Genomic DNA, 22,342 nt, shown 5'->3' on the forward strand with positions numbered 1-22,342 from the left:
ATAATAGGATAGATTGGAGTGATACTATGACACTGACAGTAATTATTTTACTATTAATTATTTCATATCTGATTGGTTCAATACCTGGTGGATACTTATTAACAAAGTTAGTTAAAAACGATGATATTAGAAATTATGGCTCTAAAAGCACTGGAGCAACTAATACATCAAGAGTTTTAGGATTTAAATTAGGTGCTCTAGCAGCTTTAATTGATATATTAAAAGGAATTGTTGTAATTTCAATTTTACTAATCTTTAAATTTGAAAATTACTATCTTATTACATTAAACAACAAAGAGTTTGATATTATTGGTCTTTATGCACTATTTGCAGTAATTGGGCATATCTATCCTATTTATTTGAATTTTAGGGGTGGTAAAGCGGTTGCTACATCATTTGGGATAGTATTTTTATTTACTCCCATTCTTTCAATTATTGGTATTTTTGTCTTTTTACTAATTTTTCGCCTAACTCGTACCGTATCACTTTGTTCCATGCTTTCTGCAGCATTTATTGTATTTTTAAATCTTATATTTTATTTACTTAAAATAAATTTTATGGCTGTAAAATCGGTTGAATTAGTTATTCTATATTTTATACTCTTAATAATAATTGTTATTAGACATATCCCAAACATTAAAAGAATGATTAAACATGAAGAACCTAAATACTATATTACTAAATAAGAGATCTGTTAAGATCTTTTTTTATGATAAAAAAAATCCTACTAGATATAAAAAAGTATCTAATAGGATTGTTAATTACTAATTATTTATGTTGATTCATTGAGTTCATAATTTGTTTTACTTGTTTTTCTGATGGCGTACGACCCATTTGACGCATCATTTCTCTAATCATAGCCTCATTTACTGGTGGATTTTTGGCTAAGTATCTCTTAAACCAAGCTCTCGCTACAAAAAAACCTACTACTAATCCAACTACTAATGCTCCAACGCTTATTCCAACTGTTGCCCATGGGCTTACTAAAAATACGATATTCATGTTAAGACCTCCTCACTATATTGATTTTACTAAATTTTTATACTTTTATCAAGTATATTTACAACTTATAACCCTTGATAGATAATTATTTTTTTATTCCCATATTTTTTAGATTTAATAATGCCTAAACTATCAATTAGGATGTCATCTAATTTAGATGATACTTCTAAAATTATTTTACCACCTAAATTCAAAACTTTCCTTACTTCTATTAATAATTTTTTATATTCTTTAAAATCATAAGGGGGATCTAAGAATATTAGATCAAATATTTCTAAATTATTTTTTAGAAAAAAATTATAATCCTGATTAATTACCTTATAGTTAGAAATCTTTAACTTATCTAAGTTATCTTTAATATTTTTTGTAGCCTTAAAATTATTATCAATAAAATAACAAAAACTTGCTCCCATTGATAAAGCAGTAATTCCAAGTGAGCCTGATCCTGCAAATAGATCTAAAACTTTACCATCAACTTCATATAACGAATTAAAAACAGCCTCTCTTACCATTGAGGCTGTTTCTCTTGTTGAATCAATGCCAGTAATATTTATTTTTTGACCTTTATATTTACCTGCATGTATCTTTATCATACTTGTGGTGTATAACCTAAGTCTTTGATAATTTTTACTGCAAGTTCAAGTTCATTATCTAAAACACTAACTTGATGACTTGATAGATCAATTTTTGCATTTATTTTATTTTTAAGTAATTCTGTTTGAATTTTCTTCACACATGACATACATGACATATCATTTACTTCAATTTTTTTCATTTTTCTACATCTCCTATTTTAAATTTCCATAATTTTAGACTAAGCGCATTTAAGATTACCATTAAACTACTAAATGCCATCCCAAATCCAGCAATTGTTGGACTAAAGATTTTAAATGCAGCTAGTGGTATCATAACAATATTATATATGAATGCCCAGAAAAAGTTAAGATAAATGTTTCTTAAAGTTGCTTTTGATAGATCTATTGCATATAAGACTGAAAATAAGTCTTCTTTCATCAAAGTAACATCCGCACTATCTAATGCAATATCAGCACCTGTGCCAATAGCGAAACCTACATCTGCCATTTTAAGTGCTGGTGCATCATTTATACCATCACCAACAAATGCTACTATTTTTTCTTTTTCTCTAATTTCTCTTACGATGTTTGCTTTTTCGTGTGGTAAAACTTCAAAATAAACATGCTCAATTCCGAGTTTCTCTGCAATATGTTTAGCTGTTTTTTCTTGATCTCCGGTAATCATATAAGGTGTTATATTTCTTCGTTTTAATTCTTTAATTAAACCAAATGAACTTTCTTTTAATTCATCTGCTACAGCAATCATATTGACTGCTTTATTATTAACCACTGTAAAGAAAACTGTTTTTCCTTCTAATAGATATTGGTCAAAATCATTAAATTCATTTTCAATATTATTTTCCAAGATATATTTATATGAGCCAACAAATACTAAATCATTATTAATATTACCTTTAATACCATAACCTATTATTGTCTCAAAGTTTGTTACATTATAGATTGTTCCATCATGGTAATCTAAAACTGCGTTCGCAATTGGATGATTAGCATGTTTTTCGAGTGATAAAGTATAGTCTAGAAAATCTTTATTGCCTATAAAATTAGTAACTTCTGGTTTTCCTACTGTAAGAGTACCGGTTTTATCAAATGCTATTGCAGTAATTTTATTTGCAATTTCAAAAAATTCGCCGCCCTTATATAACACACCTTCTTTAAAACTCATGCCACTTGAAACACTAATACTTGTTGGTGTTGCAAGCCCTAAAGCACAAGGACAAGATACTACTAAAACTGCAACTGCAGGTGCAAAAGCACTACTTATACTATCCTTTAAAACAACTAGCCAAATGAAGAAAACAAGTAGACTAATAACTATGACAATCGGTACAAAAAAACTAGATATTTTATCAGCCACTCTTTGTGATTTTGGCTTTATAAGAGCAGTTTCTTCAACTGTTTGAATAATTTTTGATAGTACTGTTTCACTAGCAATACTAGTTACCCTAACCTTTATTGTTTCAACTAAATTCATTGATGATCCAATGACTTTACTGCCAATATTTTTAGTTACAGGCATTGATTCACCTGTTAACATTGACTCATCAACATAAGTACTACCTTCAATTATAATCCCATCTAAAGGTATCTTATCATAGCCTTTAACGATAATTACTTCATCAACCTTGATATCTTCAACGTTTACTAACACTTCTTCATTATCTCTAATTACAACTGCCTGTTTTGCACCAAGACTTAAGAGTCCAGTTAGCGTAGAGCTAGTTTTTTCTTTAATTCTATTTTCAAAATAGTTTCCAAGTAATACCATAAAAATAATTACTGCACTAGTTTCAAAAAATAAGTTATGATTCATACCATTATGTTTAATAGTAAGGTATACACTATAAAAATATGCAGAGCTTGTTCCTATTACAACTAAACTATCCATACCTAGGTTTTTTGCTTTTATACTGTGATATGTCTGAACGAAAAATCTACGTCCTGAGTAAAATAGAATTATTGTTGTAAGGATCCACTGAAAATATCCGTTCATAAATAGTGCTGGCACTTTAATAAAACTTACTCCTAAATGTTCAAACATTGTATAAAGTAATGGGAGTGATAAAACAAATGCAATCAGTAAATCTATTTTATCTTTCTTTTTAGCTTTTAAATCTTTCTCATTATCTTTAATACCATAATAGCCAACTGATAATAATTCATCATATAAAAAATCTTCGTTATATAATTCATCTTTATATTCAAATAAAACTGAACTTGCTGCAACATTAACTCTTGCATTCATATTTTCCATTTTATTAAAATGAAGTTCTATTGTCTTTGCACAATTTGTACATGTTATATTACTTACCTTAACTCTTTTTTTCATATTAACTCTACTTCCTTACTAACATTATCAATAAAATCACTTACTATTTTATTTGATAATTTATAGTAAACCATTTTACCTTCCTTTTTAGATTCAACCATCTTATATTTCTTAAAAGTTTTCATCTGATGCGAGATTGCACTTTTAGTAAGTCCAAGTAAATGACCAATATCACAAACACATAAGTACTCATCTTTTATTGCTTCTAAAATTTTTATACGTGTAAAATCAGCTAAAACTTTTAAATAATTTGATATTTCCATTATTTTATCGTCTTCAATTAAAGTACTTTTAACTTTATTTAATGTTTCTTCATGGAAGATATAACAATTACATGTTTTATCACTACACTTCATCTAACCACCTCTTCAATTGAATATCTATTCAACTGTATTATACATATCATTTTATATTTTTGCAATAAAAAAGAATTGCAAAACGCAATTCTTCTATTAATTTAACTAAAATGGGAACAATCCATTTTCAAATGGCTTGTAATCTTTAAAGTCTGGAAGAGCTTCAACTTTAACTCCGAATTTTAAATTAGCGTCAAGTTTTAGTTTCATGTTGTTTTGTCCATCAACAATATTTGCACTTACTGAAACTCCAATTTCTTCAAACTTATTATCGATTATTACCATTACAAGACTAAAATCGATAGCTGCAATTTGTTCCATATCAACTGTAAGTGTTCCAAATAGACTTTCAATTAAAGCTTTGTTTTCTAAATATAAAGCATTATTAAAATCAATTTTAACTCTAAAGTCATCACCATTTAAATAATAAGTAGCACCTGTATATTCGGATAAGAAATTAATGAATTTTTCATCTAATAAAACTTCACTCAAATCAAGATTTGTTGTAGTATCTGGAGTTATACCTCCAATACCAAAATCCATATCTTGATAATATTTACCTTTAATTGTAGTACTATTATTCATTGGTCCCATATTAATATCAACTTTTAGATCTGCATTTAAATAAATTCTTTCTTCGCTATTTACAAGATAAATATCAGTTTTACCTTTAGCTTTTACGCCTTCTACATCAAGGTTTAGTTCCATCTTACCTAGGATGTCACTATTTTTATTAATTTTAGCATCTACTTTTGCTTCCATTAATACAGGTTTACCCTCTTGTTTACCAGTTGCATTAAGATTAAGTGCTAGATGTGCTGTATTATCAGTTTTATCTATTTTATTAAGTCTTTCTTTAACCTCTGCACTAGTTAATTCAACTTTATACTTTTCTTGAACTTTTGGTATTGCATTTTCTTTACAAGAAACTAGTATAAAACTTGAAATAACAAGTGTAAAAATAAAAATAATTTTCTTCATATAATACCTCCTACATTTATTTTACTATATAAATTAAAAAAAGTAGTTAATTTTACTTAACTACTTTTAAATGTTAAATTTCTTTTGTTTCTAAATACTCGTCATAAGTCATTGGCTGATCAATGATTTTACCATCATTAAATATCTCAATTATTCTATTTGCAGTAGTTTGAGTTAACTCATGGTCAGTTGATGAGAAGATAATAACTCCTTCAAATTTTGATAATCCTTTATTTAATGAAGTAATCGATTCCATGTCAAGGTGATGAGTAGGTTCATCAATTAAGATTAAGTTTCCTTCTTCTAACATGATTTTAGCAAGAAGTGTTCTTACCTTTTCTCCCCCAGATAAAACCTTTATTTTCTTAAAGACATCTTCACCTGAAAATAGCATTCTACCTAAGAAACCACGAACAAAAGCCTGTTCTTTATTTTCACTATATTCTGATAAAAAGTCAATAATTGTTTTATCTGAATTATTAAAAATTGATGAGTTATCCTTAGGGAAATATGATTTTAAAACTGTTTCGCCGTATTTGACTGTTCCAGTATAATCTGTATCTTCACCAGCTAATATTTTAAATAATGAGGTTTTAGCCAATTCATTACTTCCAACTAATGCTAACTTATCATTTTTACCTAAAATAAATGAAACATTATCTAATACCTTCTTACCAGCTACTATCTTAGTTAAATTTTCAACCTTTAAAACATCATCGCCTAATTTTTTCTTAGCAACAAAGTTTACATATGGATATCTTCTAGTAGATGGTTTAATATCTGTTAATTCAATTTTGTCTAATAATTTCTTTCTTGAAGTCGCTTGTTTAGATTTTGAGGCATTAGCACTAAATCTAGCAATAAAGTCTTGAAGTTCTTTAATTTTATCTTCAGACTTCTTATTTGCTTCTTTTGCTTGTTTTAACATTAACTGACTTGATTCATACCAGAAATCATAATTACCTGTATAAAGTGTTGCTTCTTTAAAGTCGATGTCAACAATATGAGTACATACTTTATTTAAGAAATATCTATCATGGGATACTATTATCAATGTGTTTTTGAATTCAATTAAATATTCTTCTAACCATTTAATTGCACTAAGATCTAAGTTATTTGTTGGTTCGTCAAGTAGTAAAACATCTGGATTACCAAATAATGCTTGAGCTAATAAGACTTTAACTTTAATTTTAGCATCTAAATTAGCCATCGTTTCATAATGAAGCTCTGGGTCTACCCCAAGACCTGTTAGTAAGATTGCAGCGTCATATTCTGCATCCCAACCACCAAGGTGATCAAATATCTCTTCTAACTTACCAGCTTTAATACCATCTTCTTCACTAAAATCAGGTTTTGCATAGATTTCATCTTTTTCTTTCATTACTTTATATAGTTTTTGATTACCCATAATAACTGTTTCAATAACATTAAAATTATTATAAGCATTATGATCTTGTTTTAAAAATGAAAGTCTCTTACTACTTTCAATAAATACTGAACCACTGTTTGGTTCAATTTCTTTAGCTAAAACTTTTAGAAATGTTGATTTACCACTACCATTTGCTCCAATAATACCGTATGCATTACCTTCGGTAAATTTAATGGTTACATCTTCAAATAAAATTTCTTTACCAAACTGAATTGTTAATTTGTTTGTTTGTATCATTTTGTCACTTCCTTACACTTTATCTATGATAACATAATATTTTAAAATTCCATATAAAAAGTCTTTAATTAAAAAGACTTTTTACTTTTAAAAATCAAATAAGATTTTCTCTACTGTTTCCTCATCAAGACGTTTAATAACTTCAGTCATTAACTTAATTGTATTTAAGTAATCTTCATAGTGAATAATTGAAGTATGTGAGTGCATATAACGTGTTGGAATACAAATTGATAATGCTGCAGCTCCATGATGAGCAATATGCATTTCACCAGCATCTGTTCTACCTCCGTTAATTACTCCTTCTTGATATGGTATTTCTAATTCCTTAGCAACATCAATTACAAATTTTCTAAGTCCTCTGTGTGCAATTAAACCACCATCGTAAAGTAATATTTGTGGTCCTTTACCTAGTGATTGATCTTCTGAAACACTACCAGGAACGTCATTACCAAGCCCTGTATCGATTGCAAAGGCAATCTTTGGTTCTGTAATATAAGATGTTGTTTTTGCACCACGTAATCCAACTTCTTCTTGAACTGTAAATGCACCAAACAAGTTATTGTTTAATTTTTCATTTTTTAAGTTTTTTAGTACTTCAATTACAACAGCACTACCAATTCGGTTGTCCCAAGCTTTTCCAAGTAAGTAATTCTTATTACCTAATTCTTTAAACTCTTGAAGTGGCGTAATCATATTACCAACTTCAACCCCAAGTTCAATCGCTTCTTCTTTACTTGATACACCAAGATCTAAATACATATCATCAATTGATGCTGCATTTTTTCTTTGTTCAAGTGGAATAATATGTGGTGGTTTCGAACCTGTAACTCCAATTACGATTCCTTTTTTAGTAGTAATTTGCCATTCCTGAGCAAGCATTACTTGTGAATACCATCCACCTAATGTTTGGAATTTAACAAATCCTTCTTTAGTAATACTCTTAACCATTAAACCTACTTCATCCATATGGCCACCAATTAAAATATTTGGTCCCATACCTTCTTTATGACCAATAACTGATCCTAAGTTGTCTCTTTTAACTTCATTTACTAAATCTTTAATTTCTTCTTTAATAAACTTTGCTACTTGATGTTCGTTTCCTGGAACACCATTTAATTCTGATAATTGTTTTAATAATTTTTTATCCATTTTAGATACCTCTTCTTCTATTTTTTACTCTTAATATTAAACATTCCAATAAATAATAAAATTGCTCCAATTGATAATAACGTTATTAGTGTTACTAATTTGATTTTTGCATCAACCATATTTGTTGCATATACGTATGTACCAAATATAACAAACAATAAATTTAAGAAAAATAATCCACTTTTTAAATTAATTTTATTAAATACACCTAAGTATAACTCAATACTTCCACTTAAAACTAAAGCTAAACCAAACCAGAATGAACCACTTGAACTTATATCAATAAAGTTTATATTAACTTCAAATACTGGCAAAATAAACCCAACTATTGCTCCAAATAAAATTATTACAGATTCTATCGTCCTAAGCGTAATAGCTGATTGATTTTTTTTATTTGTGTTTGGCAAAATTACAAATATTACAAATGCAATTAAACCAAACCCTATTACTAATTTACCTACTTTATACGTTAGACTAAAAAATCCACTATCTACAAAATAAGAAACAATTGCATAGGCTAATATTAATACCCCTAATACAATTGATAAAATCGGAACTTTTTTAAAAAAACTCATATTTTTCTCCTTTATATATTAAAAAAATCTTAGAGAGTCTGGTAAGAACGAAAGGTTTAAGGTGGGTATTTCCTTTTCTATAATTTGGGAATCATTTTCATGATTCAACGCCCTTATAGTTTAAATTCCCGTTCAATGATTTTGGGTTCTACAAACACTCCCTAAGACACTTATAGATTATCACTTTAGACCTTTTTTGTCAACAATCAAGGCTTAATAATAGACAGAAACTCTCACATAATTGCCTTTATTAATTAATAAATCTAATAATAATTCTCTAGTTTTGGTTTCAATCAAGTAATCTATATTAGCCGTTCTAAAACTAATATTTACGGTATAGATACCATCTACTTCAAGTTCTGGAATTCTTGCTATGCTATAATTTGTTGTTAACGGTTTTAAGTCTTGCAGACTATTAAAATATGCTGTAATTGTAATAATAACACTTGTTTTAATTTGAAATTTTTTAAGTATTTCAGATAAATATAATGTTCTTGCAATTATATAGTTAGTATTATGATAAAATTCTTTTTCATATGTCACCTTTGACTTATCATCAGTAATGCTATAGGATACTTTTTCATTAAAACTATTTTCTAAATAAATTTTAAATTTTTCAATTTTCTTTTCTGTTCCATAGTGAAAATCAGTATAAATTGTTATATTATCCTCGTCGAATGTATATGCTGTTATAAAAAACTTCTTAAAATCAGCGTAGACAATAATGTCATGAAACTTCTTATCAAAATGCTGTTTATTTACTTTAAAACTAAATTTTGTAGTTAGGCAAAAATTACTATTATATATATGTGGTTCAAATAACGCATTAGCATAGACACCTACATGTTTTTCTTGATCATAATAGTAATAATATTCATAGACTATTCTACTTCTAAATGCGATATATTGATATATCGAATAAACTATTCCAAAGACAGTTACTACAATACCAATAATTAAACTTAAATAACTAGGTTTTACTGATAAAAAGATTGTATAAATGATTGGTGGGAAAATAGATACAGTAAAGAAGTTAAACATTGATTGAAATCCTTTACGATAAAGAATAATCGTTAATACTAATAAAACAACAACGCTATATGTTGAGGCAAAGAAGAGATGAATATCAAACATCTTTAATAAATTAATTAAATTATTTACTTCTCTTATTAATAAAAAGATTGCAATCATCGCAAGCACAATCGTTAAAGCTTGTCTTAATTTTAAATAGTTAGGTTTTAAATATGTTTTTCTAACCTGAGGTAAGTGATAATAATCTTTAACTTCTTTTCTATATTCATAATAGGCACTATACGATCCTTTAAAATAACTAATAAATGATTTTTCTTCAGGAAATTTCTGATCTACTAGTTTTTCTATTTCATGTAAAGGATTTAAAAACAAAATAAATGTTCCGACAAATATTAATGCCGTATCATATTCATTTAGGAAGACCAATAAAAGTGTAATAAATATACTATATATTAATAAAACAACAAATTTACCAATCCCAAAAATTATGTAACTTAATAAATAAAATAATGCCACAAGAAAGACTGCAAGCATTATTCTTTGATAATTAATATCAGCTAAAAAAACACTTAAAAAAAAGAGTGTTGTTAAGATTATTAATGTTGTAATTAAAATAACAAGTCTTCTTTTCATTTTTCAGCTCCTTATACTTATATTATAAGACAAAAGCGTGGAATTATCCACGCTTTTAGTAATTATTTACTTGCTTTAGCAATTGCATTTTGAGCTGTTTTAACATACTCTGCAAAATGGTTTGGTTCGTTAACTGCAATATCAGCTAACATTTTACGGTTGATTACTACTCCCGCTAATGATAAACCATGAATTAATTGAGAATATTTCATATTGTGTAATTTTGATGCAGCGTTAATTCTTTGAATCCATAATTTTCTAAAGTCTCTCTTACGACGTTTACGGTCACGGTATGCATATGCATGTGATTTCATAACTTGTTCGTTTGCTGTTTTATATAATGTACCTTTTGATACGAAATATCCTTTAGCTTGTTTAATTATTTTTTTACGACGACGTCTTGTTTGGACTGTATTACTTACTCTAGCCATTTTATTCCCTCCTGATTATAACATGTTTGAGATAAGGCGTTTGATTCTTTTTGCATCAGTATGGTCTACTAGTGTTTGGCCTCTCAATTGTCTATTTTGTTTTGTTGTTTTTGATTGTGCTAAGTGATTTTTAAAAGCGTGTCCTCTTTTTAATTTCCCTGTAGCTGTAACTTTAATACGTTTTTTTAAACCACTATGTGTTTTAGCTTTTGGCATAAATATTACCTCTTTCTTTTAATTGTTATTTGGAGCTATTACAGCAATAATTTGAAATCCTTCCAGTTTTGGTTTTGATTCAATAATAATAGATTCTCCTAATTCACTGATAAATTTATCAACAATTTCTGCACCTAATTCTTTATGCTGAATCATTCTACCTCTGAATCTTAAAGTTAATTTAACTTTATCTCCTTTAGAAATAAACTTTTTAGCATGATTTAATTTAGTGTTGAAATCATGTACACCAATGATTGGGCTAAGTCTAATTTCTTTAATATCTACTGTTTGTTGATTTTTTTTCATTTCGCGTAGCTTCTTTTGTTGTTCATAACGATGTTTTGAATAATCCATCATTTTAGCAACAACTACTTTTGAGTCAGGTGATACAACAACTAAGTCTAAATTTCTGTCTTCTGCTTCTTTTAAAGCACGAGCTTTGTTCATTTTTCCAAGGTTGTTTCCTTGATCATCAATTACTAACATCTCAACGTTAGGGATATTCTCATTAACCAATTCTGTGTCTTTTTTTGTTACTCTAATGTAATTCGCCTCCTATTTTCTATCGCATAAAAAGAAAAGTGAGTTAACTAACCCACTTATAATGTTTATAATATAATAAATATATTGTGACATTTTGCCCATGACTATAATCATCAGGCGAGAGGGTTCTCTTCTTTCCACTTATTCAATTAATACTTAACTATAATATCATATAATTTTTTATTGTCAAGTTTTTTTATTTGTTTTTACTAAATTCGATAATTGTATAAATTTCATCTAATTCATTTTTGAAAACTACAATTGTTTTATCTTCTAATATTTCTTTATACATCTTTATTATATCACCAATTAAAAATGCTTTTTTATATTCTGCTCTAATTTTATCAAAGTTAATTTCTTCTAAGAAATCTAGTGCAAATGTAATGTAATGGGCATTATTTAGATGGTTATATCTATCAATATGGGACTTTCTAACGGTAATGCTTCCGGTGTATTTTAGTAAAGAATCATTAAAATCAATCTTTCTAGGTTCTATTATAATATTTGGATCTTTTTCCTTATCACCAATTGTTTTAATAATATCTTTAGGGACTCTAACTGGTAAGTAAGTATCTAAATTAATAAATGCTCCAAAAGCAGTTGAGTTTACTAAGATATTATTATCCTTATCTTTAAGATAAATATGGCGGTATCCACTTACACTATTTGTTTGAAATGGATATGTTGATAGTGTTACTTTATCTGAAAACTTTGGTTTAGTTATAATATTAACTTCACGGTACATTAAAAACACCCCAACATTTTCTTTTATAAGAAATTTGTTAAATTCTTCTAACTCATTAATATGAATTCCTTCAATATCTTGAAGTAGATTAATTATTTCCGGTATTTTTATTTCTTTCTTATTATCAACATGACTATTTGAAATTGTTACACTTAGTTCTTTCATTACTTAAGTCCTCCAATAATCGGACTATTCTTATCAAAGAATTTATAACCTTCCTCTTTCATATTAATTAAGACTTGTCTAAAGGTTTCATACATATCTCCGTACATAATACCTTCCTTATCACCAAAAATATCTTTGTTAAATTCACTATAAAAGATATAGTCATTTGTTGCAATTTGATAAATATTGTTATCAACAATATCTCTATATTCTATTTTTTTGTAACTAATGAAATATGAATTATCTAGTAATTTCTTTAGTTCATATCCTTTTACTTCGGCAAATATTATTTGGTTATCAAATGGAAATATTTGAAAGATATCAGCAGATGTAATTTGTTGACCTTGATAAAGTGTTGCTCTAGTGCCACCAGAGTTTTGAAATCCTGCTACAGAATTTGTAACTTCTGTCATTAGTCTACTAATATAATTTGCAAGATCTTTTTGATTCATCAAATTTTCTGCTTCAATTAAAACTTCATTATATAAATTACTCATCTCATTATAATATCTATCTATAATTGCTTCTACCCTTAAATCAGGTGAATCAAGATTAACACTACTTTTTATATTATTAGCAACGCCCTTAGTAAGATTGAAATTACTATCAAATTCTAAATTAACTCTACCAACCATTTGACCATTAGAACCACTTTGTAAATAAGGTACTTTATTATTAATCAAACCCTTATATTCAGTGTGACTATGACCATTAAAGATCGCACTTACTTTATTTAAATTACCAACTTTTTCATTAAAGCTTTGATCTGCACTATGATTTGCTGCTATAACAAAATCAACACTTTGCTCAATCTTTAAATAAGTCTCATAAAATGCATTATATGCGTTTGTAAACTTATAATCACTAACTCTAGGTGTTGATATACTTGATTCTAATCCATCGCCAATCACACCTATAATTCCAACTTTAACGCCCTTTCTATCTACAATATGATAATCCTTAATACCATCTGGTCTAAGATTAGTTTTCTTGTTAATAACGTTTGCCCCAAGAAGTGGAAAGTTTGCTTTAACATCGTGATTTGATTGATCAAAATACTTTAAGATCGTATCTAATCCCCAGTCAAACTCATGATTACCTAAAACAAAAGCATCTAACTTTAACTCATTAAATACTTCTACCATTAATTGCCCCTTATTAGCATTAGAAATTAATTGACCTTGGAACATATCACCACCTACTACAAATAATGAATTTTCATCTTTTTCCTTATTGATATAGTTAGCAATTTTAGCTAATCCTAACTCAGATCCCTTATTTAAAATTGCCCCATGTGTATCATTTAGATAAAAAATATCAAAGTTATTATCTCTTTCTAAATTAATACTTTTAAAGTTAACATCTAATTTATATGGCTTATTAATTTTTGTAGTTAACTCAAATTTTTCGCCATTTTCTTTATCTAAAAAATATGAAAATTCATATCCTTCTTTTTCGATAAAAGACAATTTAGATAAAGTGATTACTTCATTTTTCTTATATTCTAGTGTTTCAAGTAAAGTACTTCCTTCATAAAATTCAACGTTATATACTTCCTTATCACATGATACAAGAAATAGACTAAGCATTAAAACTGTGAAAAACATTAATATTCTTTTCATAAAACCACATCCTAACATTATTTATTATAACATTATTATATAATTTAAGAAATATTAAAAATGTAGTATAATAGGAACAAGAGTTAGAGGAGGTAATAATTTTGCAAAAATCTAAATATTGGCACAAACTTGATAACGCAGCAAAAGTATTTCCAGCAGTTAGTAAAAAACAACGTAGTAATGTCTTTAGAATAGCATTCTATTTAAATGATAAAGTTAATTCAGACGTCTTATCTGAAGCGGTAAATATAGCCTTAAAGAGATTTCAAGTTTTTAATATTCAAATAAAAAACGGTATTTTTTGGAACTATTTTTCTGAAAATAAAAATACTTATAAGGTTGAACAAGAACCTAATGAAGTTTGTAAATTCTTTAAATTTGATAACAATCAAGGTTTCTTATTTAAGGTTTATTATTATCAAAACAAAGTATCACTTGAAACTTTTCATTCGTTAACTGATGGAACTGGTGCACTTGAATTTTTAAAATCAATCATTTATGAATACTTAATTTTAATGGGAAATAAGATCGACCATGAAAATCATATTTTAAGTAGAAAATCATTTTCTAATAAAGAAAATGAGGATTCTTTTAATGCAAATTATGATCCAAAAGTTAAAAAGAAATTAAAAGAGGATAGGGCCTATCATTTATCTGGTGATGTCTTTAAAAATTATTGGACTTTAGTTTTTAAAATCAAAACAAATAAAGATGAAGTTTTACAAATGGTTAAAACTAAGTATGATGCTACTGTCACCCAGTATGTAGCAGCCCTTATCGCTTATAGTATTTATGATGAGGGTGTTTCTGTTAAACAAAGTAAAAAACCAATTAAAATGTTTATACCAGTAAACCTTAGACCTTATTTTGATTCTGTTACACTTAGAAATTTTTCATTGTATATTAAGGCTAGTTTTGATCCTAGAAAGAAATGGACTTTTGAAGATATGCTTGAATTAACAAAGGTTGATTTTTTAGAGCAATTAAACTATCTAGATTTAAAAATGAGACTTGGTTCACTAGTTAGTTTAGAGAAAAATGTATTTGTTAGATTTGTTCCACTCTTTATCAAAAATATTTTCTTTAAAATTGGTTTCCAAATGTTAGGTGAATCTATCAATACTTCTTCTTTATCAAATCTTGGAATTGTTAAACTTCCAAATCAAATGAAAGATTTTGTAAAAGATGTTGATTTTATTAATTCAGGTCCTGGTATCAACAGTACTATTATTACCTATCAAGATAATTTAAATATTAGTATTAATACTATCATCAAAGATTTATCCGTAATAAAATCAATTACAGACCAACTTATTTTAGACGGGATCAATATTACAGTTGATACTAATTATGAGGAGGGTTATGATGAAATATTGTGAAAATTGTAAAATTAATTATGAAAAAGATTTTAAAAAATGTCTTTTATGTGGTGATGATTTAATTTCAAATGAAACTGATTTGACTGTTAATTCTTATCCAACGATTAAAAAGACGAAAGAACCCTTAAATATTATTTACCGTACATTCATTCTTTTAAATATAATATCAATAATTGTTAGCATTTTTATTGATTACAATGCTGATAAAAATTTATCTTGGAGCCTGATAGTCTCATCTGGTAATATCTCAACGCTCCTTTTCTTAAAGTTATTATTTAGTGAATCAAAACTTGTTCTTAGAATAATCAGCTTTTTATTTATTAGTTTAATTGAGTTAATTATAATTGGTTATCTAAGTAAGGATCCATCCTGGGCAATTGACATTGTATTACCTCTTGGTTCTTCAATTATTACAATATTTTTAACAGTAGTTATTTTTAGTAAAAGTAAAAGATGGCAAGACTATGCAATTAGTTTAATAATTTCATGCATTATTAATATTTCATTAATATTACTTAATATTTTTAATGTAACAGTTACCAAATGGCCTGTTCTTGTTGCATTCTTTATTGGACTTTCAACCTTACTTTTATTAATATTGTTTGCTCCAAAAAAACTAAAAGAAGAATTACTTAGAAGATTTCATATTTAGTAATTAAATAGACGAAAGTCTATTTTTTTTATAAAAAAATAACTTTAACTATAATTAGCTAAAGTTACTTAATCTAAGTTTTAATGTTGTTTGTCTTTTTTCAGATAAATGGTTTGCTGCATAAACTAATAAGTTCAAATCACCTAAAATTATTAGATAATTTTTAGCTCTTGTAATTGCTGTATACAACAACTCTTTTTTTAACATATGCATATAAGTTCTAACGAGAGGTAATATCACTATTTTATATTCACTCCCCTGTGATTTATGAACACTCATTGCATAAGCTAGGCTAATGTTTTCTAAATCAGCTTTACTATAATTTACTTCTTGTCCATCAAAGTTAATTATAACAAAGTCTTCATTATTACTATTTTTACTAATAGTTGTTATATAACCAATATCACCATTCATAATAAAGTTTTTAGGATCATTTACCAAATTAATTACTTTATCATTTACATAGAAGATTTTATCACCATAGGTTATACTATAATCTTTTGTTAAATTAAACTTTTCTTGCATTAAGCTATTAATACTATCAATACCAACTAATCCTTTATAAGTTGGAATTAAGACTTGAATATCATCAATTAAACTATATCCTTCGTTTAGGGCACCTTGGACTTGATTTATTATATTATCAATTACTTCTTTACTACTACCTTGTTTTAAGAATAAATCATTTCCGGAATTTAGAGCTTCTTCATTTAATTCTTGCTTATTAACTTTAACTGCAAGTTCAATAATGTTCGAATCTTTTGCTTGTCTATGTATCTCATTAAGATATGATACATGACAAATATTTGATTCAATTAAGTCTTTTAAGACTTGACCAGGGCTCACACTAGGCAACTGATCAATGTCACCAACAATAATAACTTTAGCCGTACTTTTTATTGATTTAAATAATTTTTCAGCCAAGAAAATATCTATCATCGATGATTCATCAATGATAATTAAATCAAAAGGCATTTGATTGACCTCATCATAGCCATACATCCCATCATAACCATAGCCTAGATGCCTGTGAATGGTCTTTGCTTCAAAGTCTAATACTTCTTCCATTCTTTTAGCCGCACGTCCTGTAGGGGCCATTAGGGCTATTTTATCCTTTGTTTTTAAGTCATATAGTTTTATGTTGTTATAAATTGAATATACTTCTAAGATACCATCAACAATAGTTGTCTTACCCGTACCAGGTCCACCGGTAATAACTGAGAAGTTATTAACAAGTGATGAAATAATTGCGTTTTTTTGTTTTTCAGTATAAGTAAAATTTTTATTTGTTTCCGTTATTTTAACTAAAGACTCTAAATAATTAACGTCATATTTTTCAAACTCACTACTTATTAGTCGCTTTATTTCAAGTGCAGTATTATTTTCTGATAAGTATGAGTTATATAAATAATATCTATCATCTTCTTTGATAATTTGTTCAAATATTATTAACTCTTCTAATATCTTATCAATTTGATATTTGAAACCTAAGATATTTTCCGTATATTTATTTAATTCAGCATAAGTCATATAAATATCACCACGTGAATATGAATATGTTTGCATTGCATAAATTATCGCAGCCTTAATTCTTCTTGGATCATTTTCTTCAATTTTTAATTTTTTAGCAATCTCATCAGCCTTAATGAAACCTATCCCTTCAATATCATTAATTAAAACATATGGATTAGCAGTTATTTTATCAATGGTTAAAATACCATAATGATTAATTATCTTCATGGCAGTTTTACCAATAATATTATAGCCATATAACTCAACTAAAATATGTTCATTTATTTGATTGTCTAGAATTGTTTCATACAAGTCTTCAATTTTTTCATCACTAAAACCAAACTGTTTTAAAATGCTTTTATCTTCTAATATTAGTTTTATCGCTTTATTTCCTAGTTTATCAACAATTCTTCTAGCCGTAACCGGACCAATTCCTTTAAAAATACTACTAGATAAATAATTAACTAAACCATCAATACTTTGTGTCTCACTTTGGGTATAAGATACTACGTTAAACTGTCTCCCAAATTTTTCATGGTTAACCCATTTACCAATAAACTCATAATACACATCGCTACTTAAATAAGGAATATATCCAGTGATTGTAACGTTATCATCATCTTCTGTATTTACTTTAATAATAGAATATGAATTTTCTTTATTATGGTATAGGTATTTAGTTATTTGTGCAACAATTCTTAACGTATCCATTTTCTACCTCTACGAGTACTTTCTTATTTCATCATTATGATAAACAGTATCAATAAATCCTGAGCCTAGACAAATATCTCCCTGATAGAAAACACATGCTTGTCCCGGAGTTACAGCTTTTACATTATCATAATATATTACTGCTTCTGTATCATTTAACCACTCTAATTTAATATTAATATCCGCTTGTCTATATCTAAATTTTGCAGTTAGGTTTGATATATCTTTATTACCACGCCACTTAATATCTTTTATGATTGCTTTATTGCTAAATAGATGGGGATGGTTTTTATCTGGTTCAACAAATAATGTATTTGTTTTTAGATCTTTACCAACTACATACCAGGCTTCAAGTGAGTCATGTGATCCACCTATTCCTAAGCCTTTTCTTTGACCAATTGTATAGTTCATTAAACCATAATGTTCTTTAACAAATGTCCCATCAAGTCTTGTCATATTTCCTTTTTTAGCTGGTAAGTAATTGCTTAAAAAGTCACTAAAGTTTCTTTCACCAATAAAACAGATTCCTGTTGAATCTTTTTTTGTTGCTGTTGCTAAGTTTAATTTTTGTGCAATTTCTCTTACTTCTTCTTTGTTTAGATTACCAAGTGGGAACAATACTTTTTCTAATTGTTTAGTTTCTAATTGGGATAAGAAATAAGTTTGATCTTTATTTAGGTCTTTAGCGCGCATTAAAATAGGACCATTTTCTGTTTGTTTCACATTTGCATAATGTCCCATAGCAATATAATCAAAATCAAACTTGCTTGCATGATTAATAAATGCTTTAAATTTAATTTCATTATTACATAAAATGTCTGGGTTTGGGGTTCTATTTTTGCGGTATTCATCTAGAAAATAAGTAAAAACATTATCCCAGTATTCTTTGATAAAGTCAATTTTATGTAGTTTTATCCCTAATTTATCTGCCACTTTTTTAGCGTCATTAAAATCAATTTCTTGTTCACATATTTCATTAAATCTTGTTGGATTACCTTTTAAATCAGAGTTTAGAGTACTATCCCAGTTACGCATAAAAACTGCTTCAACGTCATAACCTTGTTGTTGTAGTAAATATGCAGCAACACTTGAGTCAACTCCTCCTGATAATCCTAGTATTACTTTTTTATTTTTTTTCATTTTATCACTTTCTTATAATATCAGAAGGAAGTTTATAACTATTTCTTGGAGATAGCCCTAAGCTAAATACCTTTGGTCCTTCTGGTAATGTTGTTCTTTTAAATTGTTGGCTATAAAATCTTCCAACAAATCTTTTTACATAAATTTCTGCCTCTTTATGACTTAATTCAAATACTTTTTCAATTAGCCAAATTAATTTAGCATCATCTAGACCTTCACTTAAATGATAGTACATAATAAAATCATTGATTAAGTAACTACCAATAATGTCTTCTGTATTTTGATTTTCTAATAATTCTGGTGAAATCTTTTTATTTACTATTTTGTATAAGACATCTTTTAAATCATGATAAATATTATCTGCATAATAAATAACTAATTTTTGCATTAAAGTTTTAGGAACTCCGGCATTAATTGCATACATACTCATTTGATCCCCATTATAAGTCATAAATCCTAATGCTATTTCTGATAGATCACCAGTTCCAAGTACAATACCTTGATATTTGTTTGCTAGATCCATTAAAATTAAGGTTCTAATTCTTGCCTGGGCATTTTCATAAGTTGTATCAACTAAATCATGATTGATATCTTTTAAATGACTCTTTACACTTGCATCAATATTTATCTCTTCTAATTTTAATCCTAATTTACTTGTAAGTTCTAATGCATCTTTTAGGCTTCCTTTGCTTGAGACTTTAGTTGGCATTGCAACTACTATTAAGTCTTTAAGTGGTAAATTCATTTTAATAAATGCATTATAAGCAATAATTAAGGCATGAGTTGAATCAAGCCCTCCTGATAAACCAATAATTATTTTTCGGTTAGAAATTGGTAGTGATGATAGTTTCTTAATTAAACTTGCAGTTAACATTTTATAGATTTTACCAAGTTCATAATCATTTGGTACAAATGGATATTTATTTGGTAATGTATCAAAAAGATAATCTTTTGTCTCATCTAAGGTTATATCAATAAAAGTAACTTCACCTTTTACTTTAAAAACATTATCTCTAAAGTTGGAATCAAGTCTTCTTTTATGATTAATTGCAGTTATATTAATATCAGCAATAATTTGATCTTCTTCAAAATTAATAACCTCAGATTCAGCAATTAAGTTTCCCATTGAAGCAATAATTTTATGTGAACTAAAAATTGTCTCACTAGATGATTCATACATACCAGTTGTTGTATAAACGTAAGATGCCATTTGTCTTCTTGATAAATCTAAAACAGCATTTCTTCTTATTTGTTCTTTTCCTACAGTCTCAGGTGAAGCTGATAAATTTAAGATTACATTTGCACCAGATAGTGCTAGTAAATTAGACGGTGCATTTACTGTCCACATATCTTGACAAACTTCTACACCTACTAAAATATCTTTATCTAAATCTCTAAAAATTAATTTACCAAATGGAACTTTTTCGCCAAGAACGATAACTTCATTAATATTTGCACTTAATCCATCAGCAAAATAACGTTTTTCACTAAACTCTGAATGGTTTGGTAAATAGTATTTAGGAATGACACCAAGAATTTTATCTTTTTTAATAACTACAGCAACATTAAATAAAACATTGTTTACTTCAAGTGGCATACCAATTGCTGCTAGTCCGTTATGTTCATTTTCTTTTAAAATATTTGATAAAGCAAGTAGACTTGCTTTTAATGTAGCATCTTGAAATAAAAGATCGCCTATCGTATAACCTGTAATTGCAAGTTCAGGAAATACTACAAGTGAAGCTTCTGTCATATTCAAGGTTTTAATTATCTCTTGTTCGTTGTTTTTTATATCGCCTGCAATTATTTTAGGTGTTGATGCAAGCACTTTAATAAATCCATTTTTATACATATCTTCACTCCTCGTATAAATTATATTTTCTAATATAATTAATTATTTTTGGATCTAACCATTCTAAATGATTCTTAAGATCTTTTCTAATCATACTTGAATTAATTTTTTTACCAAATTCAAGTATGTCATATTTTTTTATTATATTTTTGTATTTGTCCAATAAGAAATCAACATCATCTTCTGCTCGTTTAATAATAATTAACGGATATGTTTTAAGTAACTTCTCATACTTAATCCACTTGTCTAAGCCTAATAGATTATCCGAACCAATGACAAATGATAAATCCTTATATGTTTTACTTAACTCGTCTAGCGAATTAATTGTCCCATCAAACGCTTTATCTTTTTCTAAGTCAGAAATAATGATTCTTTCATTATCAAATACTAATTTTAACATCTCATAGCGAAATTTAAAATCAATTAACTCATTTTTTCCATAAGAATTTCCAACTGGCACAATAACCACCTTTGAATTTTTATATGTTTTAAGTATTAAATTTACAATTTCAATATGAGCTTTTGTTGGTGGATTAAAGGCACCACCATAAAATATTGTCATAATACCACCCTAGATATTATTATAACATTTAATGCTTATCTTACTAAATAATATGTTACAAATGAGTAATTTACTATATTTTTTTTTATTTTTTGTTATAATTTAACTAATTAATAGTAAAGAAGGTTTAAAATATGAGTGTATTAGAAAATTATTTCAAAAAAATTAGAGATGAAGGACATAGACTAACCAAACACCGTATCGCTATTATCGAAATTCTAGAAAACGAACACTTAACATTCAAAGAAATAGAACAACGATTAGCTAAACGTGGTTTTAAAAATATAGCATCAATTTATAATAATCTTGAATTTTTAGTTCAAGAGAAAATTGTTATTGAATTATATGTTGATAACAAGAAATATTATGATCTTGCTATGGATAATCCAGGTCATAACAAAGAAGACCATATCCATATTGTAAATCGAGATACTGGAAAGATTTTTGAAATCAATAATAATGATATCTTTAATTACATCAGTAAAAATAAGAGTTT

The 22,342-nt window shown here is 27.3% G+C and carries 23 protein-coding genes; 4 read left to right on the plus strand and 19 right to left on the minus strand.

Annotation, left to right across the window (positions count from 1 at the left end):
- Positions 1-26 precede the first annotated feature (26 nt).
- Positions 27-686, plus strand: coding sequence for a glycerol-3-phosphate 1-O-acyltransferase PlsY (plsY, locus tag T352_RS0105740; protein WP_026392149.1), 660 nt, complete (start codon positions 27-29; stop codon positions 684-686).
- A gap of 82 nt (positions 687-768) precedes the next feature.
- Here the strand turns inward: plsY and T352_RS0105745 are convergent, their stop codons facing one another.
- The 15 genes from T352_RS0105745 to T352_RS0105810 form a co-directional block, all read right to left on the minus strand.
- Positions 769-1,002 (minus strand): YneF family protein, encoded by a 234-nt coding sequence (locus T352_RS0105745; RefSeq protein ID WP_051615861.1) that lies wholly within the window; start codon positions 1,000-1,002, stop codon positions 769-771.
- A 65-nt stretch (positions 1,003-1,067) separates the two neighbouring features.
- Entirely contained in the window at positions 1,068-1,595 is a 528-nt protein-coding gene (rsmD, locus tag T352_RS0105750; protein ID WP_035345524.1) for a 16S rRNA (guanine(966)-N(2))-methyltransferase RsmD, read from the minus strand.
- Positions 1,592-1,777: a heavy-metal-associated domain-containing protein gene (locus T352_RS0105755; protein ID WP_162151236.1), complete on the minus strand. Its 186-nt coding sequence runs from the start codon at positions 1,775-1,777 to the stop codon at positions 1,592-1,594. The genes rsmD and T352_RS0105755 overlap by 4 nt, the downstream gene beginning before the upstream one ends.
- Entirely contained in the window at positions 1,774-3,924 is a 2,151-nt protein-coding gene (locus tag T352_RS06710; protein ID WP_162151237.1) for a heavy metal translocating P-type ATPase, read from the minus strand. Before T352_RS06710 ends, T352_RS0105755 begins: the two co-directional genes overlap by 4 nt.
- Positions 3,921-4,280 carry an ArsR/SmtB family transcription factor gene (locus T352_RS06715; protein WP_162151238.1) on the minus strand — a complete coding sequence of 120 codons (360 nt, stop codon included), beginning with the start codon at positions 4,278-4,280 and terminating at the stop codon, positions 3,921-3,923. The genes T352_RS06710 and T352_RS06715 overlap by 4 nt, the downstream gene beginning before the upstream one ends.
- A gap of 105 nt (positions 4,281-4,385) precedes the next feature.
- Complete coding sequence (locus T352_RS0105765) at positions 4,386-5,261, minus strand: hypothetical protein (protein WP_026392153.1); 876 nt, start codon at positions 5,259-5,261, stop codon at positions 4,386-4,388.
- A 73-nt stretch (positions 5,262-5,334) separates the two neighbouring features.
- Positions 5,335-6,927: an ABC-F family ATP-binding cassette domain-containing protein gene (locus tag T352_RS06720; protein ID WP_035345530.1), complete on the minus strand. Its 1,593-nt coding sequence runs from the start codon at positions 6,925-6,927 to the stop codon at positions 5,335-5,337.
- Positions 6,928-7,014: 87 nt separating this feature from the next.
- Positions 7,015-8,076 (minus strand): M42 family metallopeptidase, encoded by a 1,062-nt coding sequence (locus T352_RS0105775; protein WP_026392154.1) that lies wholly within the window; start codon positions 8,074-8,076, stop codon positions 7,015-7,017.
- Positions 8,077-8,093: 17 nt separating this feature from the next.
- Entirely contained in the window at positions 8,094-8,651 is a 558-nt protein-coding gene (locus tag T352_RS0105780) for a hypothetical protein (protein ID WP_026392155.1), read from the minus strand.
- A 213-nt stretch (positions 8,652-8,864) separates the two neighbouring features.
- Positions 8,865-10,316 (minus strand): hypothetical protein, encoded by a 1,452-nt coding sequence (locus tag T352_RS0105785; RefSeq protein ID WP_026392156.1) that lies wholly within the window; start codon positions 10,314-10,316, stop codon positions 8,865-8,867.
- Positions 10,317-10,378: 62 nt separating this feature from the next.
- A complete protein-coding gene (rplT, locus tag T352_RS0105790; RefSeq protein WP_026392157.1) occupies positions 10,379-10,747 on the minus strand; it encodes a 50S ribosomal protein L20 in 369 nt (122 codons plus the stop codon).
- A gap of 15 nt (positions 10,748-10,762) precedes the next feature.
- Positions 10,763-10,963, minus strand: coding sequence for a 50S ribosomal protein L35 (gene rpmI / locus T352_RS0105795; RefSeq protein WP_026392158.1), 201 nt, complete (start codon positions 10,961-10,963; stop codon positions 10,763-10,765).
- Between the two features lie 18 nt (positions 10,964-10,981).
- Positions 10,982-11,479: a translation initiation factor IF-3 gene (infC, locus tag T352_RS0105800; protein WP_026392159.1), complete on the minus strand. Its 498-nt coding sequence runs from the start codon at positions 11,477-11,479 to the stop codon at positions 10,982-10,984.
- A gap of 223 nt (positions 11,480-11,702) precedes the next feature.
- Positions 11,703-12,416 carry an acyl-ACP thioesterase domain-containing protein gene (locus T352_RS0105805; protein ID WP_026392160.1) on the minus strand — a complete coding sequence of 238 codons (714 nt, stop codon included), beginning with the start codon at positions 12,414-12,416 and terminating at the stop codon, positions 11,703-11,705.
- Entirely contained in the window at positions 12,416-14,038 is a 1,623-nt protein-coding gene (locus T352_RS0105810; RefSeq protein WP_026392161.1) for a bifunctional metallophosphatase/5'-nucleotidase, read from the minus strand. Before T352_RS0105810 ends, T352_RS0105805 begins: the two co-directional genes overlap by 1 nt.
- Positions 14,039-14,139: 101 nt before the next feature.
- Between T352_RS0105810 and T352_RS0105815 the strand changes: the two genes are divergently transcribed.
- Positions 14,140-15,417, plus strand: coding sequence for a hypothetical protein (locus T352_RS0105815; protein WP_162151239.1), 1,278 nt, complete (start codon positions 14,140-14,142; stop codon positions 15,415-15,417).
- Positions 15,404-16,069 carry a DUF6320 domain-containing protein gene (locus T352_RS0105820; protein WP_026392163.1) on the plus strand — a complete coding sequence of 222 codons (666 nt, stop codon included), beginning with the start codon at positions 15,404-15,406 and terminating at the stop codon, positions 16,067-16,069. The genes T352_RS0105815 and T352_RS0105820 overlap by 14 nt, the downstream gene beginning before the upstream one ends.
- A 54-nt stretch (positions 16,070-16,123) precedes the next feature.
- Here T352_RS0105820 and recD2 read toward each other — a convergent pair whose 3' ends face one another.
- Genes recD2 through T352_RS0105840 form a run of 4 tightly spaced genes read right to left on the minus strand, consistent with a single transcriptional unit; the run spans position 16,124 to position 21,846 of the window.
- Complete coding sequence (gene recD2, locus T352_RS06725; RefSeq protein ID WP_051615863.1) at positions 16,124-18,292, minus strand: SF1B family DNA helicase RecD2; 2,169 nt, start codon at positions 18,290-18,292, stop codon at positions 16,124-16,126.
- A gap of 9 nt (positions 18,293-18,301) precedes the next feature.
- Positions 18,302-19,432, minus strand: a complete 1,131-nt coding sequence (gene mnmA, locus T352_RS0105830) for a tRNA 2-thiouridine(34) synthase MnmA (protein WP_026392164.1) — start codon at positions 19,430-19,432, stop codon at positions 18,302-18,304.
- A 4-nt stretch (positions 19,433-19,436) separates the two neighbouring features.
- Positions 19,437-21,284 carry an NAD(+) synthase gene (locus T352_RS0105835; RefSeq protein WP_162151240.1) on the minus strand — a complete coding sequence of 616 codons (1,848 nt, stop codon included), beginning with the start codon at positions 21,282-21,284 and terminating at the stop codon, positions 19,437-19,439.
- 4 nt (positions 21,285-21,288) lie between these two features.
- Complete coding sequence (locus T352_RS0105840) at positions 21,289-21,846, minus strand: nicotinate-nicotinamide nucleotide adenylyltransferase (protein ID WP_162151241.1); 558 nt, start codon at positions 21,844-21,846, stop codon at positions 21,289-21,291.
- Between the two features lie 134 nt (positions 21,847-21,980).
- On the opposite strand from T352_RS0105840, the gene T352_RS0105845 reads away from it, so the two are divergent.
- A partial coding sequence (locus T352_RS0105845) for a Fur family transcriptional regulator (protein WP_026392167.1) occupies positions 21,981-22,342 on the plus strand: 362 nt, incomplete at its 3' end.

The sequence above is a fragment of the Haploplasma modicum ATCC 29102 genome, assembly GCF_000687835.1.
Classification (GTDB): Bacteria; Bacillota_I; Bacilli_A; order Acholeplasmatales; family Acholeplasmataceae; genus Haploplasma; species Haploplasma modicum.